Genomic DNA, 16,697 nt, shown 5'->3' with positions numbered 1-16,697 from the left:
ATCCAGTTTGAAAAACCGGTTTTTAGATTACGCCATAATGTCGGGATAAAATGCGATCTCTCTCGCAAAAATGAAATAACCTTCACAAAACGATCTTTATTTTGTGATAGTTATCACAATAAATTTTAAACTTTGAGAATAAACTAACACGAATTACAGCAAAACTGTTGTAAGTTCATCAATCAATAGCGTGAGGGGAATGAAACTATGAAACTTAATCTGTGGCGTAAAACCTTATTATCCAGCTTGCTGGCTTTATCCGTTTCCGGTATGGCCAATGCGGCGGAAAAACCGCAAATTGCCTTATTAATGAAAACCCTGAGCAATGAATATTTTATTTCAATGCAGCAGGGCGCGGAGGAAACGGCGAAACAGAAAAATATCGATTTGATCGTGCAAGTTGCGGAAAAAGAAGATTCGACTGAACAGCTGGTGGGGCTGGTTGAGAATATGATCGCCAAAAAAGTAGATGCGATCATCGTGACCCCGAATGATTCGATCGCCTTCATTCCGGCTTTTCAGAAAGCCGAAAAAGCCGGTATTCCGATTATTGATTTGGATGTGCGGCTTGATGCCGATGCGGCTAAAAAAGCCGGTTTGAGCTTTAATTACGTCGGTGTGGATAATTTCCACGGCGGTTATCTGGCGGCGAAAAATTTATCCGAAGCGCTGGGCGGCAAAGGTAAGGTAGCCATGCTGGAAGGGATTGCCGGCGTAGATAACGGCGAACAGCGTAAAGCCGGGGCGTTAAAAGCGTTCGGCGAATATCCGCAAATTAACATTGTGGCGTCACAATCCGCCAACTGGGAAACCGAACAGGCACTTAATGTGGCAAGTAATATTTTGACTGCCAATCCGGATATTCAGGGCATTTTTGCCGCCAACGATAATATGGCGATTGGTGCGGTTACGGCGGTCGAAAATGCCGGATTGGCCGGCAAAGTATTAGTGACCGGCTATGACGGTATTCCGCTTGCGATTGACTATGTAAAACAAGGCAAAATGCAAAATACGATCGATCAACTGCCGAAAAAACAGGTCGCGCTGGCCATTGACGCCGCATTAAAACAAATTAATAAGCAACCGATTGAACCGGTGGTTTATGTGGAACCCGTAGTTGTGGATAAAAAACAAGCGGAAAATTATTAACCCGCCTCTTAGGCAAAGTAAAAAGTGCGGTCGGATTTCGGCATGTTTTTCAACTGGAAAATACACTGAATTCCGACCGCACTTTTATTCTTTTTCCGGCGCAAAGGCCGGATGTATGCGGTTTAGCCTGACTGCCTGATGGTTCAAAGTGGCGCGGTATTTTTTAACAGCCAGTCTTTTGCCTCACCTTCACAGTGCGCGGCGAGTTTGTCGCGTACGGTGCGGTGATAATTATTCAGCCAGTCGATTTCATTTTGATTTAACAGCGATTTATCGATTAATCGGGTGTCAATTGGGCACAGCGTGACGGTTTCAAAACAAAGAAATTGGCCGAACTCGCTTTCCTGTGCGTGGGCGACCGGTTGATTGACCACCAGATTTTCGATGCGGATGCCCCAGCGGTTCGGGCGGTATAAGCCCGGTTCGTTGGAGGTAAGCATTCCTGCCCGCATGGCGTGTTGCGGCTGCGGTGCGGCGTGATAGGAGATAACCTGCGGACCTTCATGAACGTTCAGGCAATAGCCGACGCCGTGTCCGGTGCCGTGACCGTATTCGCGCTGCGCCTGCCATAACGGTTGGCGGCAGATGGCATCCAGCATCGGCGCTAAAATACCGTCGGGAAATACCGCCTGCGCCAGCGCAATATGGGCTTTCAGTACATAAGTGAAATCCCGTTTCTGTGCATCGCTGACTTCACCGACGGCAACCACGCGGGTGATGTCGGTCGTGCCGCAGTGATACTGCGCGCCGGAATCGATCAGCAATACGCCGTTGCCTTCGATTTTGCTGGCATGTTCAGGCGTGGCGGAATAGTGGGGCTGCGCCGCGTTGGCGTTAAAACCGGCGATGGTGTTGAAACTCGGTGAAATATAGTGCGGTCGCTGTGAGCGGTGTTTAATCAGCATTTCGCTGATATCCAGCTCCGTCAGCGCGTGGTGTTGTGCCATTATGTGTTCGAATTCAGCAAAAAAGCCCGCCAGCGCCACACCGTCCTCAAGCATAGCCTGACGGATAAAGGCGATTTCCTGTGCGGATTTCATTGCTTTGAAACAAGTGCTGGGGTTAATCGCTTCAATCAGCTTAACGTGCGCGGGCAGTGTCGCCAGCGTGCTGATTGCCACTTTGTTCGGGTCAAGCAATAACGCGCCGTGTAGCTGCGCGAGGCTGTCGGTAACGGCGTGATAATCCGCCACCTGAATGCCGGCGTCATCCAGCAGCGCCGAACATGGCTCGTTCAGTTTGCGTTGATCAATAAACAGCGTGGCGTTGTGTTCTTCAATCAGCAGATGAGCCAGAAAAACCGGGTTATAAGGTACGTCGCTGCCGCGTAGATTGGTCAGCCAGGCAATATCGTCAAGGCTTGAAATTAAATGTGCGTTTGCCCCTTTTTCCTGCATCACCGCGCGGATTCGCGCCAGCTTTTCCGCGCCGGATTGCACCACAAACTCGGCGGCATGAGGATAAACCGAGTTGGTGGGCAGCGGCGGGCGATCCTGCCAGATGTCGGCGATAAGATCCCGTGAGGTACACAATCTGATTGATCTGGCGGCAAAAGCCTGTTCAAGCTGGCGTCGGGCGGATAACGACAGCCCGTCGGCGGCGATACCTACCACGGCATTGGCGGGAAGCGCTTGTGTCAGCCAATCGATATGGGTTTGCCCCGTACCCAGTTTGCCGAGGGTAATGCCGCTGCCGTTCAGTTGTTGTGCCGCCTGTTCCCAGTAGCGGCTGTCCACCCATAAACTGGCCTGTGTAGCCGTGACCGCCAGCGTGCCGACCGAGCCGGTAAAACCGGATAGCCAGCGGCGAGCCTGCCAGTGTTCGGGCAGATATTCCGAAAGATGCGGGTCGGCGGACGGTGCGATCCAACCGTCAAGTTGCTGTTGCTGCATGGCTTGCCGCAATCGGGCAAGCGGTGAATGTTGATTTGTCATAATTCCTCCGAATCAGTCGATACCGCTGAGCATGCGGTTTAAGTTATTGGTGAACACAAGCAGCAATACGCCGCAGCCGATGCCGATAGCGCCGAGCAAACCATAAAAATGCAACAGTTTGTCGGCGTGATAAAACCACTCGAAAATCAGACCGCCTAATGTGAAGCCGATAGACAGCGACAGAAAATTCAAGGCAACCATTTGGGTTTTAAAATGCGGCGGGGCGATTTTGGTGGCAAATGATAGGGAAATCGGCGAAATCAGCAGTTCGGCAAGGGTGAGCACAATGATCGACAGCGCGATAACGATCAACGGCATCACGCTGTCGCCCAAAAACGGCATATACAGCAGATAAAATACGCCGACAATAATTAAGCCGTAAGCGAATTTATCCGGCGTTTTCGGCTGCTGTTTACCCATTTTCATCCATAAACTCGCCAGTAAACCGGAGAATATAATCACCCAAAAACCCTGCAAAGAACTAAACCATGCCACCGGAATTTCAAAGCTGCCGAGCATACGCTGTGCCTTTGCCGTTTCATCAATATAAATGGTGATCACGGTATAAAACTGAAACCATAATGCCCAGAAAATGCAGGAGGTTAAAAACAGCGGCAGATACGCCTGAATATATTTTTTCTGCGTAGCGGTGCTGTGTTTGCCTGTCAGCAGACGGGTAAAGTAATACACGGAAAGCAGGATAACCACCGCCAAGAGTACGGATTTAAAATTACCGAAATGCAGCCAGCCAAGGGCTATCGCTAAGGCGAACACGACCAACCCCAGCAAGGTGAAGCGGAAGATAGTCGGTTTTTCATGGGATTGCAAAGGGAAGGGAGCAGGGGTTTTCGGCAGGAATTTTCGGCCGCGGCTGTATTGCCATAAACCGAACGCCATGCCCACCGCGGCGGCACCGAAACCATAATGGAAACCGATATTGCTTTGCAGCAGACCCGTCAGCAACGGCCCCAGCAGCGCACCGATATTAATGGCGATATAAAAAATGGAAAAACCGGCATCGCGCAGGTGGCGAGTCTCCCGGCTTTCATAAAGCTGTCCGACCATAGAGCTTGCCGAGGCTTTTACCCCGCCGCTGCCGAAAGCGATCAACACCAAACCGGCAATTAAGCCGACGAAATCGGGCAGCAGCGCCAGCGCAATATGACCGGACATTACCACCACGCCCGACCAAAACAAGGTGCGTTCCGCGCCGATTAAACGATCCGATAGCCAACCGCCCAGAATCGTGGCTAAATAAATGCTGCCGCCATAGGCGCCGACAATGCCGCCGGCCACGGTTTTATCAATGTTCAGACCGCCGCTTGTGGTTTGATAGTAAAGGTACATCATTAAGATGGCTTGCATGCCGTAAAAAGAAAAGCGTTCCCATAATTCAATCTGAAACAGCTTGCCCAGTTGAAACGGATGCCCGAAAAATGTCCGTGTGGTTGGGGTCGGTGACATATCGTCCTCCTCGTGGTTAAGTCAATAAGCGTATCACATCCTGCGTAATAAAAGTATTGGGTTTAAACTTAACAAAAATTTAACACAAAACCCCAAAAAGAAGAATGTTTTTTTGATCGATTCAATGTTGTGTCGGACAACAATGATAACGGCGGAATCAATGCGGTTCGGCGCGTAAACGGAAAGAATAAAGTGCGGTGCATAATCAACCGTTTTCCGATGTTAAAAAACCGGCCGCAAAACGACCGCACTTTATGCTTGTCGGACAGAACTAAACCGGCTGATTTACATAGCGTTTCAGGTTTTCCAGCTCTCGCGTTGCATCAGAGATGCCCAGATCATACATCGCCTGAATTTTGTCGGGATTTCTTTCAATGCGGCCGATGGACAGCGCCTGAGACGGGCGGATAACAAAAATCCGGTTTTGCTGCTGCAAACGGATAATTTCCTCCACCTGACGATTATAATTCTGATGCCGGCGGATTAAGGTTTCGACCAGATTCGGATAACGGCGATAGTACGCTTTAATCAGATAAGGGTTGACCGCCGTTTTACGGTAATCGAGCGGGCGGGTCAGTACCACAAGGATTTTCTCATAGCCCAGATCAAGGCATTTTTGCAACGGGATACTGTCGGCAATGCCGCCGTCCAGATATTTTTTGCCGTCAATCTCGATCATTTTCGAGACGAACGGCATGGCGGAAGTGGCGCGCAGCAGCTCCATTTGAGCAAACACATCGGTGATCCGAACATATTCCGCCTGTCCGCTTTCCACATTGGTCAGGGTGACATAAAAATCCGTCGCAGAGGCTTTGAACGCCGCGTTATCAAAGGGATCCAGCGTCATCGGCACCTGATAAAAGGCGAATTCTTTATTAATGATATTGCCGGTCGTCAGCAGGCTGTGCAATCCGAGGTAACGCTTGTCATTGAGATATTTCAGATTATAACGAATCGCCCGCCCGCGCTGGCAGGAGGGATAATTGGCGCCGAACAGCGCACCGGCGGACACACTAACGATACCGTCAACCCGGATATTTTCATCCATCAAGACATCCAGCACGCCGGCGGTAAACATGCCGCGCATTCCGCCGCCTTCCAGAACCAAACCGATTTTCATCCGTTCACCTTTTATGCAGTTAATGAATGCCGGTCATAATATCATCCCGGCTTCATTCTATAAATCGGAAATTTACCCTATAATAGCGCGATTCGATCAACGGACAGGACATAGAATATGAAAATTGCGCTCGGCATCGCCTATAACGGCAAACATTATTTCGGCTGGCAGCGGCAGGAAAAGGTCGCCAGCGTGCAGGCCGAACTGGAAAAAGCCATTGCGTTTGTCGCCAATGAAGAATGCGCGGTTTTCTGCGCCGGGCGTACCGATTCCGGCGTGCATGCCAGCGGACAGGTGATTCATTTCGAAACCGGCGCCGAGCGGCCGGAAAAAGCCTGGTGTTTCGGTGTCAACGCCAATTTGCCCGACGATATTGCCGTGACATGGGCAAAGCGGGTGGACGACGATTTTCACGCGCGTTTCAGTGCTACGGCACGCCGTTATCGTTATCTGATTTATAACCATAAATTGCGCAGCGCCATTTTGCCCGACGGCGTTACCCATTACCCGGCGCCGCTGGATCATCGCCTGATGCACGAAGCCGGGCAGGCTTTACTGGGCGAGCATGACTTTTCCGCATTTCGCGCGGCACAATGTCAGTCGCATACTCCGTGGCGCAATGTGCATCATTTGCATGTGGTTCGCCGCGCCGAATATATTGTGATTGATATTCAAGCCAATGCGTTCGTGCATCATATGGTGCGTAATATTGTCGGCAGTTTGCTTGAAATCGGCTGTCAGAACCGACCGGTGAGCTGGATGGCCGAATTATTGGCCGAAAAAGACCGCACTTTAGCCGCACCGACCGCAAAAGCGGCGGGATTATATTTGGTCAACGTGCGTTATCCCGAGCGTTTCGCCTTGCCGCGGACACGCTTAGGGCCGCTGTATCTGGAAGATGAACTTTGGTAGTCATGTCAGACCTTTAGCGCTGGCATATTCGGTCGAATTATGGTGTAATAGCCGCAATTTTCCTCGGATAAAAAAGGTTAAACATGAGCTGGATTGATAGAATTTTTAGCAAAAACACCTCGTCTTCATCGCGCAGAGCGAATGTGCCGGAGGGGGTGTGGACAAAATGCACGGCATGTGAGCAGGTGTTATACCGTGACGAATTAAAGCGCAATCTGGAAGTCTGCCCGAAATGTGGACATCATATGCGAATCGATGCGCGCGAGCGTCTTCTGGCGCTACTGGATAAAGACAGCGTACAGGAACTTGCCGCCGAACTGGAACCGAAAGATGTGCTGAAATTCAAAGATTTGAAAAAATATAAAGACCGCCTTTCCGCCGCGCAAAAAGAAACCGGCGAAAAAGACGCGCTGATTTCGGTATTCGGCACCTTATACGGCATGCCGGTTGTGGCGGCGGCGTCGAATTTCAGTTTTATGGGCGGTTCTATGGGATCGGTGGTCGGCGCCAAATTCGTCAAAGCGGCAGAAAAAGCCATGGCGGAAAATTGCCCCTTCATTTGTTTTTCCGCCAGCGGCGGAGCGCGGATGCAGGAAGCGCTGATCTCGTTAATGCAGATGGCGAAAACCAGCGCCGTGCTGGCGAAAATGCGCGAAAAAGGCGTGCCGTTTATTTCCGTGTTAACCGATCCGACGCTGGGCGGCGTATCCGCCAGTTTTGCCATGCTGGGCGATATCAATATCGCGGAGCCGAAAGCCTTAATCGGGTTTGCCGGCCCGCGTGTGATTGAGCAGACCGTGCGGGAAAAATTGCCGGAAGGCTTCCAGCGTTCAGAGTTTTTGCTGGAAAAAGGCGCCATTGATATGATCGTCAAGCGTGCCGATATGCGCGAAACGCTGGCCAGTTTATTAAGCAAACTGAGCAATAAACCGTCGCCTTTCGTGGAAGCGGAATTAGTGGAACAGCCTCTTGTTGCCGAACATGAATAATCCCAATAGCCGATTAACCGCCATTTCGCCCCTTCAGGAGTGGCTTTCTTATTTAGAACACAGTCATTTTAAAACCATTGATCTGGGACTTGCGCGCATTACGGCGGTTGCCCGGGCGCTGGATTTATTGCATCCCGCACCTTTCGTGATTACCGTCGGCGGCACCAACGGTAAAGGCACCACCTGCCGTTTGCTGGAAACCGTGCTGCTGAATGCCGGGTATCGCGTCGGCGTTTATTCGTCGCCGCATTTAATCCGTTACAATGAACGGGTGCGGATTCAAAACCGCGAACTGGACGATGCGGCGCATTGCCGTTCCTTTGCTTTTATCGAACGGCATAAAACCGAATCCTTAACTTATTTCGAGTTCAGCACCTTATCCGCGCTGCATTTGTTTAAGCAGGCGGCGCTTGATGTCGTGATTCTGGAAGTGGGGCTGGGCGGTCGGCTGGATGCCACCAATATCGTTGACAGCAATATCGCGCTGATTACCAGTATCGATATTGATCACACGGATTTCCTCGGTTCGACGCGCGAACAAATCGGTTTTGAAAAAGCCGGTATTTTCCGGGCCGGCAAACCGGTGATTATCGGTGAACCGGATATTCCGGCCTCCATGCTTGAACAGGCGCATCGACTGGGCTGTCCGCTGTCCTGCCGCGATCAGGACTGGCGCTTTACGCTGCAAGGTGAAAGCTGGTGCTGGCAGGATAAAAAAGTGCGGTGGGAAAATCTGCCGTTTCCGCAGATTCCTGTGGCTAATGCGGCAACGGCGCTGGCGGCGATAGGGCATTTGCCTTTTGCGATTTCGCCGGCGCATATTCGGCAGGCCTTATCGCAGGTGGAATTAACCGGACGCTTTCAGACGCTAGCGGCGGAAAACCGGCAGATGTTGGCAAAAAGCGTCGCGAAACCGCCGGCCGCATTACCGCGTGTGATTATCGATGTCGGGCACAATCCCCATGCCGCACGTTATTTAGCGCAAAAACTGACCGCACTTCACGCCGAAACAGACGGCAGAATCATTGCGGTGTGCGGCATTCTGAAAGATAAAGATGCCGCCGGCGTCGTGGCGCCGTTGTTGTCGCTGATCGATTATTGGTATTGTGTGAGTTTGGACGGCGAACGAGGACAACGCGGCGAGGCATTATTTGTGACGTTGCAACAGACCGCGCAGTCACAGCAGCAACCTGTTGCGGGAGAAAGCGCCGACAGTGTGGCGCAAGGGGTGAAACGTGCGCTGGAACATGCGCAGCCGAAAGATACCGTGCTGATATTCGGCTCTTTTCATACCGTCGGGGCATTTTTGGCGATGCGGTAACCATGACGGGCGGTCTTAGGAGATCGCCCGTTTTTTAACGCCGTTACAGCAACGGGCTGAACAGGAAAAACAGGCGCTCAATAATGCGGTGATAAACCGGGCGGGTTTTCCAGGCGGCATAATCCAGCGCCACCGAATTGCGCAGATAATTTTCATGCAATACGGTGATTTCATTGGCAAAGGCCAGATCTTCCACCACCATGGTGACTTCAAAATTCAACAGAAAACTGCGCATATCCATATTTACGGTACCGACTAATGCCAGCCGATTATCGATCAGTATGCTTTTCGTATGCAGCAGGCCTGTTCTGAATTTATAAATTTTCACGCCGGCCGCCATTAAATCTTCAAAAAATGTGCGGCTTGCCCAGCCGACCATGACCGAATCGTTTTTTTCCGGCAGAATCAGCGTCACTTCCACGCCGCGCAAGGCGGCAATCTGCAACGCCTCGGCGATGCTATGGCTGGGAACGAAGTAAGGCGAGGTGATGGTGATACTTTTACGCGCCGAGAAAATGGCAAGGGATAGGGATTGCGCCATCAAATCATCGGGAAAGCCCGGGCCGGTGGCCAGAATCTGCACGGCATGGGAATTGTCGCTGTCTATCGGCAGCAACGGGCAATCCGGCAGCGCCAGCGGTAATTCGCGTTCGGTTTCAATTTCCCAATCCCAGGCGTGCAGGCTGTTCAGCACAGGCGAAACCGGCCCGTTGATGCGTACCATAATATCGATCCATTCGCCCACATGGCTGTCTTGTTTGAAATATTTCGGATCCACCATATTCATGCTGCCGGTGTAGGATAATTGATTATCGATCACGATAATTTTGCGGTGCTGGCGCAAATCAATCCGGCTGAAAAACATACGCAGTAAATTCACATGCAGGGTTTCGGTGATTTCAATCCCCTGTTCGCGCAGGGTGCGGCAGGCCGGGCTTTTCAGAAAACTGCGGCTGCCTACGCTGTCGAGCAGAATCCGGATTGCCACGCCGCGGTGCCGAGCCTGAATCAGCGCCGTTTGCACCTGATTGATCAAGCCGCCGTCAGACCAAATATAAAACACCATATTGATGCTGTGGGTCGCGGCGTTAATATCCTGAATAATACTGTTGATAATGCTGTCCGGCGTATCCAGAATATGCAGTTCATTGCCCAGCACACAGGGAATATGCAGGCGTTTGTGCGCCAGATCGAACAGCGGGCGGTACAGCAGATTATTATGCGTATTGATCAGATTATGACATTGGGCAAACTTATCGAACCATCGGTTAAATTTAGGCAGCAGGCTGCGAAACGCCTTTGCCCGCCGGGTACCGAGATTGATTTCGCCGAAAATCAGATAGGCGATAATGCCGACGATCGGCACCAGATAGATCAGCATCAGCCAGGATAACGTGGCGGAGACCGATTGTTTTTTAATAATCAACCGCAGCGTAATGGAAATGCTCAGAATCCAAATTATGGCGGGGATGATGTATGGTATAATCTGTTCAATGGAAAAACGCATTATTTTTTAACCGCACTTTTATTTAATCACATATGCAACCTATCGAAATAGTTTACACCCATCCGGATTTTATCATCATTAATAAGCCCTGTGGCATCAGTGTACATAAAGACGACGGTGACATCGGTCTAACCACAGTGGTTGCCCGGCAGCTTAATGTGCCGCAGGTGTGGCTGGTACACCGTCTGGATAAAGTCACATCGGGGCTATTGATACTGGCTTTAAACAGCCGCTCCGCCGCGCAATTATCCCATCTATTCGCCCAACATGCCATTCAAAAAACCTATCTTGCCTTATCCGTGCATAAACCGAAGAAAAAACAGGGCGTAATCCGCGGTGATATGGTAAAGGCGCGGGGCGGTGCATGGAAATTAACCCCGCGCGGCGAAAATCCCGCGCTGACGCGCTTTTATTCGGTGAGCTGCGAGCCGAATTTGCGCCTGTTCGTGTTATCGCCGCGAACCGGCAAAACCCATCAGTTGCGGGTCGCCATGAAAAGCCTCGGCAGTCCGATTCTGGGCGATACGCTGTACGGCGGAAATGGAGCAAAATCCGACCGCACTTATCTGCATGCTTACGGACTGGATTTCACCTATCAGGGACAGCCCGTTTCACTGCGTCTGATGCCGAAGTGCGGTGCTTTTTTTAACCGAATTTCCGTGATGGCGGCGATAAGGGCGCAAAAAGCGAAATAATCGCCCAAACTACGCATTAAAGGCGTGATTTTTTAACATGTTAGTATTATCATTGATAGCATTTTTTGAATTATTTAACGTAACAGAGGACAGGTATGCAAAACCTTAAAGAACTTACCGAACAGGCCAAAAAGGCGATTGACGGGCTGCACGATAAAAGTCTGGACGCGCTGGACGCCATTCGCGTGGAATATTTCGGTAAAAAAGGACATTTTACCCAGTTAATGCAGGGGCTTCGCGATGTGGCGGCGGAAGAACGTCCGGCCATCGGCGCCAAAATTAACGAAGCGAAACAAAAAGTGCTGGACGCATTTAATGCGAAAAAAGCCGAATGGGAGCAGGAAGCCTTGAACGCCCAGTTGGCGCAGGAGCGGATTGACGTCAGCCTGCCGGGGCGCAAAACCGAGCTGGGCGGTTTGCACCCGGTGTCGATCACCATTGAACGGGTGGTGAAATTCTTTGCCAATCTGGGCTTTACCGTCGAAATCGGCCCGGAAGTGGAAACCGATTATTATAATTTTGATGCGCTGAATATTCCCGCCCATCACCCGGCGCGCGCCGATCACGATACTTTCTGGTTCGATGCGCAGCGCCTGTTAAGAACGCAAACCTCCGGCGTGCAAATCCGCACCATGGAAAAACAACGGCCGCCGATCCGCATTATGGCGCCGGGGCGGGTATATCGTAACGATTACGACCAAACCCATACGCCGATGTTTCACCAAATCGAACTGCTTTATGTGGATGAACACGCCAACTTTACCGAATTAAAAGGGTTGTTGCATGATTTTCTGCGCGCCTTTTTTGAGGAGGATTTGGAAGTGCGTTTCCGTCCGTCCTATTTTCCGTTCACCGAGCCGTCCGCCGAAGTGGATGTGAAAGGTAAAAACGGCAAATGGCTGGAAGTGCTGGGTTGCGGCATGGTGCATCCGAACGTGCTGCGTAATGTCGGCATTGATCCGGAACAGTATGCCGGCTTTGCCGTCGGTATGGGGGTGGAGCGTTTAACCATGCTGCGTTATAACGTCACGGATTTACGTTCGTTCTTTGAAAACGATCTGCGTTTTTTAAAACAGTTTAAATAATGAAACGACAGGCGGAATATGCGCCTTGGTAATGTAAACGAATCAGACAGAGAAATATTATGAAATTTAGCGAATTATGGGTGCGTGAGTGGGTCAATCCGGCTATCGACACCGCGCAGTTATGCGAACAAATCACCATGCTGGGGCTGGAAGTTGACGGCGTAGAGAAAGTGGCCGGCGATTTTAGCGGCGTAGTTGTCGGTGAAGTGGTGGAATGCGCGCCGCATCCGGATGCGGATAAATTACGCGTCACCAAAGTCAATGTCGGCGGGGCGGCATTATTGGATATCGTCTGCGGTGCGCCGAATTGCCGGCAGGGGTTAAAAGTCGCCTGCGCGGTTGACGGTGCGTTGTTACCGGGCGATTTTAAAATCAAAAAAACGAAATTACGCGGTCAGCCGTCCGAAGGCATGCTGTGTTCTTATCGTGAATTGGGCATTGCCGATGATCACAGCGGTATCATTGAATTACCCGCCGATGCGCCGATCGGCACGGACTTACGCGATTATCTGCAACTGAATGATAATGCGATTGAAATCAGCCTCACCCCGAATCGTGCCGATTGTCTGAGTATTGCGGGGATTGCGCGGGAAATCGGCGTGGTAAACCGTATGCCGGTGACGACACCGACCATTGAACCGGTTAACGCGACCATTGCGGATAAGGCGCTGATCGAGGTTTCTGCGCCACAGGCCTGCCCGCGTTATTTGTTGCGGGTGATTAAAAATGTCGATGTCCATGCGCAAACGCCGGTCTGGATGACGGAGAAACTGCGGCGCTGCGACATTCGTTCTATCGATCCGATCGTGGATATTACGAATTATATTTTGCTGGAACTGGGTCAGCCGATGCACGCCTTTGATGCCGCTCGCGTCGCTCAGCCGATTCAAGTGCGTATGGCGAAAGAGGGCGAAGAACTGGTGCTGCTAGACGGTAGCACGGCAAAACTGCAACCCAATACACTGGTTATCGCCGATCAGAACGGGCCGCTTGCTATGGCGGGCATTTTCGGCGGCGAAGGCAGCGGGGTAAACGGCGATACCCGCGATATTATTCTTGAAGCCGCATTTTTCGCACCGCTGGCTATTACCGGCCGGGCCAGACAATACGGCCTGCATACGGATTCGTCCCACCGTTTTGAACGCGGTGTGGATTTTGATTTACCGCGCAAAGCGCTGGAAAGAGCGACCGCACTTGTGCTGCAAATTTGCGGCGGTGAAGCGGGCGAAATCTGCGAAGCCACCAGCGATGAGCATTTACCGAAAGTTAAACAGGTTCGGTTACGTCGTCACAAATTAGATGCGTTACTCGGTCATCATATTGAAACCGAAACCGTGACCGATATTTTCCGGCGTTTGGGATTTGAGGTGAATTATGCCGCGGAAGTTTGGACAGTCACCTCGGCCAGCTGGCGCTTCGATATTGAAATCGAAGAGGATTTGATCGAAGAAGTGGCGCGTATTTACGGCTATAACAGCATTCCGAATCATGCGCCGCTGGCGCATTTGCAGATGAAGATGATTCCGGAACATCTGCTGGAGCTGATTCGTGTGCGTACCGCGTTTGTGGACAGTGATTATCAGGAAATCGTGTCTTACAGCTTTGTTGATCCCGATGTTCAGCAATTGCTTTATCCGGAGCAGGAGGCGTTAATGCTGCCGAATCCGATTTCACGCGAAATGTCCGCCATGCGGGTGTCCCTGTTGCCGGGCTTACTGACTACCGTGGCTTATAATCAGAACCGCCAGCAGAGCCGGATTCGGATTTTTGAGGGCGGATTGCGCTTTATGCCCGATGCGGATGCGCCGTGCGGCGTTCGTCAGGAATTTATGCTCGGTGCGGCGATTGTCGGGGATAAACGTCCCGTACATTGGGAACATAAAGGTGAAAATGCAGATTTCTTTGATCTGAAAGGGGATTTAGAGCGAATTTTATCCTTAACAAAGGCTGGAAATCGTCTGCGTTTTGTTGCAAAATCATATCCGGCGCTTCATCCGGGGCAATCGGCGGCAATTATGCTGGACGATAAGGAAATCGGCTTTATCGGAACGGTTCATCCGAAAATCGTACAGCAACTGGGATTATCCGGTAAACCGATTGTGTTTGAAATCGAATGGGCGGCGATTGCGGAACGTAATGTTCCGAATGCAAAAGAAATTTCCCGTTTCCCTGCCAATAAACGCGATATTGCCGTAGTGCTGGATAGCCATATCCCGGCCGGCGATATTCTGGATGCGTGCCGTAACGCTGGCGGAAAACAATTGATGAACGTCGGTTTATTCGATGTTTATCAAGGGGCGAATTTACCCGAAGGAAAGAAAAGTCTGGCCATCAGTCTGACAATTCAGGATACGGAAAGAACGCTGGAAGAAAAGGATATCAATGCTGTAATTTCTGTTGTATTATCCGAACTGAAACAACGCTTTAACGCTTACTTGAGAGATTAGATTATGACACTGACCAAAGTAGAACTCGCAGACAGCTTAATTGAGAAACTCAATTTAAACAAACGCGATGCCAAAGAATTGGTTGAAAGTTTTTTTGAGGAAATCCGTGTGGCATTGGAAAGCGGACGGGATGTCAAATTATCCGGTTTCGGTAATTTTGAGCTGAGAGATAAATCCTCACGTCCCGGGCGTAATCCGAAAACCGGGGAAAGTGTGCCAGTTTCCGCACGCCGGGTCGTCGTGTTCAAACCCGGTCAGAAACTGCGCAACAGAGTAGAAAAAACCAAACCGAAAAACTAATCTCCTTTCATAAGCTATCCGTAATGTGCGGATAGCTTTTCATTATATCGTTGGCAGGGAAACTCAATGCGTTTAGTTAAATCTCTTTTCATAACAGGCTGCATTGCCTTTTTAGCCGCGTGTTCTGGCTCCGCTCCCCGTTATTCGTCCATTGATTATCAAGGTCAGCTGGATGATCCGATTATGGTGATCGCACTATTAAGCGAGCAGCAGTACGAATGGGCGGGAACGCCTTACATGCTGGGCGGACAAAGCCGCCGCGGCGTGGATTGTTCCGGTTTTGTGCAAACCACTTTTCTCGACCGTTTCGGCATCCGCCTACCGCGTTCGACCAGAGAACAGGCGAATTACGGCACCAAAATCAGCAAGAGCGAGATTCAGACCGGTGATTTAGTGTTTTTTAAAACCGGCCGCGGCCCGAACGGTTATCATGTGGGGATTTATGTGAAAGACGATAAATTCCTGCACGCCTCAACCAAAGGCGGAGTGATTTATTCTTCCATGAACAGCCCTTATTGGCAAAAGGCCTACTGGCAAACCAGACGGATTTAACCGGCGTGTCGGTTGAAACGCAAAAGTGCGGTGAAAAATTCCACGTTTTTTTACCGCACTTTTCTTTTCTCAAACAACGATTAATTCACTTCTTTAATTCCGATCATATTGCCTGCGGCAAAATCGGTGCGTTCGTCTTCATCGTTATCGGCAAACAGCGGAGCGGTCGGAAGATCGGGCTTGTCAAAGGCGATATCGCCTTCTATGCCATCCAGCGGCTGACCGTGGCGGATTGCGTTGAAATCAAACAACGCCGTATCGCAAAGGTGAGACGGCACGATATTCTGTAAGGCGCTGAACATGGTTTCGATCCGTCCCGGATATTGGCGATCCCATGTTTGCAGCATTTCTTTCACCACCTGACGCTGTAGATTCGGCTGCGAACCGCACAGATTGCAGGGGATAATCGGAAATTGTTTCGCCGCCGCGTATTTTGCAATATCCTTTTCTTTGCAATACGCCAGCGGGCGGATAACGACATGTTTGCCGTCGTCGCTGATAAGTTTAGGTGGCATGGATTTCAGTTTTCCGCCGTAAAACATATTTAACAACAACGTTTCCAGCATATCGTCGCGGTGATGGCCGAGGGCGATTTTGGTGGCGCCGAGTTCGCTTGCCGTGCGGTATAAAATACCGCGCCGCAGACGGGAGCACAGGGAACAGGTGGTTTTGCCTTCTGGAATTTTTTCTTTCACGATGCCGTAGGTATTTTCCTGCACGATATGATAGTCCACGCCGATTTCCGTCAGATATTGCGGCAGCACATGCTCCGGAAAGCCCGGCTGCTTCTGATCCAGATTCACCGCCACGAGATCAAAGTGAATCGGCGCATTGAGGCGCAAATTGAGCAGAATATCCAGCAGCGTGTAGCTGTCTTTGCCGCCGGACAGGCACACCATCACTTTATCGCCGTCTTCGATCATGGTGAAATCGGCAATGGCGTTGCCCACATTACGGCGTAACCGTTTTTGTAATTTATTCAGATTGTAGCTTTGTTTTTTGTCTTTTTGCTGTTGTGCGTTGATAGATTCGATCATAGTCATCTGTGTCAGGGTTAAAATAAAAACCTGCGTATAGTAAGGGGTAACGGGCTTTTTTCCAATAAAAATATTTCGCGGCGGGCAAAAGTGCGGTGGTTTTCGGGGGATTTTTGCGCCATAAATTCGCGCTATTAGATCCCTTAAAAATCCTGTATAATTGAGCGCAATTTTATCTGTATTTT

Annotated in this window: 14 protein-coding genes; 9 read left to right on the top strand and 5 right to left on the bottom strand. The window is 50.6% G+C overall.

From position 1 onward, the window contains the following. The first annotated feature begins 207 nt into the window (after positions 1-207). Entirely contained in the window at positions 208-1,149 is a 942-nt protein-coding gene (locus ACESOH_RS04620; RefSeq protein ID WP_373100023.1) for a sugar ABC transporter substrate-binding protein, read from the top strand. Between the two features lie 143 nt (positions 1,150-1,292). On the opposite strand, the gene ACESOH_RS04615 is transcribed toward ACESOH_RS04620, so the two are convergent. The 3 genes from ACESOH_RS04615 to ACESOH_RS04605 all read right to left on the bottom strand — a co-directional run bounded on the left by ACESOH_RS04615 (position 1,293) and on the right by ACESOH_RS04605 (position 5,667). Next, positions 1,293-3,083: an aminopeptidase P family protein gene (locus tag ACESOH_RS04615; RefSeq protein WP_373100021.1), complete on the bottom strand. Its 1,791-nt coding sequence runs from the start codon at positions 3,081-3,083 to the stop codon at positions 1,293-1,295. 12 nt (positions 3,084-3,095) lie between these two features. Continuing rightward, positions 3,096-4,547: a peptide MFS transporter gene (locus tag ACESOH_RS04610; protein ID WP_373100019.1), complete on the bottom strand. Its 1,452-nt coding sequence runs from the start codon at positions 4,545-4,547 to the stop codon at positions 3,096-3,098. Positions 4,548-4,818: 271 nt separating this feature from the next. Next, on the bottom strand, positions 4,819-5,667 hold the full coding sequence (locus ACESOH_RS04605; RefSeq protein WP_373100017.1) for a patatin-like phospholipase family protein: 849 nt from the start codon (positions 5,665-5,667) through the stop codon (positions 4,819-4,821). Between the two features lie 117 nt (positions 5,668-5,784). Here ACESOH_RS04605 and truA point away from each other — a divergent pair, with 117 nt between their 5' ends. The 3 genes from truA (at position 5,785) to folC (ending at position 8,889) form a co-directional block, all read left to right on the top strand. Next, complete coding sequence (gene truA / locus ACESOH_RS04600) at positions 5,785-6,579, top strand: tRNA pseudouridine(38-40) synthase TruA (protein WP_032092691.1); 795 nt, start codon at positions 5,785-5,787, stop codon at positions 6,577-6,579. Between the two features lie 83 nt (positions 6,580-6,662). Next, entirely contained in the window at positions 6,663-7,568 is a 906-nt protein-coding gene (gene accD / locus ACESOH_RS04590) for an acetyl-CoA carboxylase, carboxyltransferase subunit beta (protein ID WP_373100013.1), read from the top strand. Next, positions 7,561-8,889, top strand: a complete 1,329-nt coding sequence (gene folC / locus ACESOH_RS04585) for a bifunctional tetrahydrofolate synthase/dihydrofolate synthase (RefSeq protein ID WP_373100011.1) — start codon at positions 7,561-7,563, stop codon at positions 8,887-8,889. Before accD ends, folC begins: the two co-directional genes overlap by 8 nt. Positions 8,890-8,932: 43 nt before the next feature. On the opposite strand, the gene cls is transcribed toward folC, so the two are convergent. Then, a complete protein-coding gene (gene cls / locus ACESOH_RS04580) occupies positions 8,933-10,396 on the bottom strand; it encodes a cardiolipin synthase (protein ID WP_373100010.1) in 1,464 nt (487 codons plus the stop codon). A gap of 32 nt (positions 10,397-10,428) precedes the next feature. Between cls and ACESOH_RS04575 the strand changes: the two genes are divergently transcribed. The 5 genes from ACESOH_RS04575 to ACESOH_RS04555 all read left to right on the top strand — a co-directional run bounded on the left by ACESOH_RS04575 (position 10,429) and on the right by ACESOH_RS04555 (position 15,475). Next, entirely contained in the window at positions 10,429-11,091 is a 663-nt protein-coding gene (locus ACESOH_RS04575) for a TIGR01621 family pseudouridine synthase (protein WP_032092687.1), read from the top strand. 95 nt (positions 11,092-11,186) lie between these two features. Further along, the gene (gene pheS, locus ACESOH_RS04570; RefSeq protein ID WP_373100007.1) at positions 11,187-12,176 is read left to right on the top strand and encodes a phenylalanine--tRNA ligase subunit alpha; all 990 of its coding nucleotides are present in this window, start codon (positions 11,187-11,189) and stop codon (positions 12,174-12,176) included. Positions 12,177-12,235: 59 nt separating this feature from the next. Beyond that, on the top strand, positions 12,236-14,623 hold the full coding sequence (gene pheT / locus ACESOH_RS04565) for a phenylalanine--tRNA ligase subunit beta (protein ID WP_373100006.1): 2,388 nt from the start codon (positions 12,236-12,238) through the stop codon (positions 14,621-14,623). 3 nt (positions 14,624-14,626) lie between these two features. After that, positions 14,627-14,923, top strand: a complete 297-nt coding sequence (locus ACESOH_RS04560; protein ID WP_032092684.1) for an integration host factor subunit alpha — start codon at positions 14,627-14,629, stop codon at positions 14,921-14,923. Positions 14,924-14,989: 66 nt separating this feature from the next. Beyond that, positions 14,990-15,475, top strand: coding sequence for an NlpC/P60 family protein (locus ACESOH_RS04555; RefSeq protein WP_032092683.1), 486 nt, complete (start codon positions 14,990-14,992; stop codon positions 15,473-15,475). 80 nt (positions 15,476-15,555) lie between these two features. On the opposite strand, the gene ttcA is transcribed toward ACESOH_RS04555, so the two are convergent. Beyond that, positions 15,556-16,512 carry a tRNA 2-thiocytidine(32) synthetase TtcA gene (gene ttcA, locus ACESOH_RS04550; RefSeq protein WP_373100421.1) on the bottom strand — a complete coding sequence of 319 codons (957 nt, stop codon included), beginning with the start codon at positions 16,510-16,512 and terminating at the stop codon, positions 15,556-15,558. Between the last annotated feature and the right edge of the window lie 185 nt (positions 16,513-16,697).

Origin of the sequence: Necropsobacter rosorum, assembly GCF_964241405.1 — a bacterium.
GTDB lineage: Bacteria > Pseudomonadota > Gammaproteobacteria > Enterobacterales > Pasteurellaceae > Necropsobacter > Necropsobacter rosorum.
The sequence above is the reverse complement of the archived record's forward strand: the minus strand, read 5'-3'. Positions and strand labels throughout refer to the sequence as shown.

Coding starts and splice junctions, on each gene's coding strand:
- ACESOH_RS04620 (WP_373100023.1), top strand. CDS start 208: ATGAAACTTAATCTGTGGCGTAAAACCTTATTATCCAGCTTGCTGGCT.
- ACESOH_RS04615 (WP_373100021.1), bottom strand. CDS start 3,083: ATGACAAATCAACATTCACCGCTTGCCCGATTGCGGCAAGCCATGCAG.
- ACESOH_RS04610 (WP_373100019.1), bottom strand. CDS start 4,547: ATGTCACCGACCCCAACCACACGGACATTTTTCGGGCATCCGTTTCAA.
- ACESOH_RS04605 (WP_373100017.1), bottom strand. CDS start 5,667: ATGAAAATCGGTTTGGTTCTGGAAGGCGGCGGAATGCGCGGCATGTTT.
- truA (WP_032092691.1), top strand. CDS start 5,785: ATGAAAATTGCGCTCGGCATCGCCTATAACGGCAAACATTATTTCGGC.
- accD (WP_373100013.1), top strand. CDS start 6,663: ATGAGCTGGATTGATAGAATTTTTAGCAAAAACACCTCGTCTTCATCG.
- folC (WP_373100011.1), top strand. CDS start 7,561: ATGAATAATCCCAATAGCCGATTAACCGCCATTTCGCCCCTTCAGGAG.
- cls (WP_373100010.1), bottom strand. CDS start 10,396: ATGCGTTTTTCCATTGAACAGATTATACCATACATCATCCCCGCCATA.
- ACESOH_RS04575 (WP_032092687.1), top strand. CDS start 10,429: ATGCAACCTATCGAAATAGTTTACACCCATCCGGATTTTATCATCATT.
- pheS (WP_373100007.1), top strand. CDS start 11,187: ATGCAAAACCTTAAAGAACTTACCGAACAGGCCAAAAAGGCGATTGAC.
- pheT (WP_373100006.1), top strand. CDS start 12,236: ATGAAATTTAGCGAATTATGGGTGCGTGAGTGGGTCAATCCGGCTATC.
- ACESOH_RS04560 (WP_032092684.1), top strand. CDS start 14,627: ATGACACTGACCAAAGTAGAACTCGCAGACAGCTTAATTGAGAAACTC.
- ACESOH_RS04555 (WP_032092683.1), top strand. CDS start 14,990: ATGCGTTTAGTTAAATCTCTTTTCATAACAGGCTGCATTGCCTTTTTA.
- ttcA (WP_373100421.1), bottom strand. CDS start 16,512: ATGATCGAATCTATCAACGCACAACAGCAAAAAGACAAAAAACAAAGC.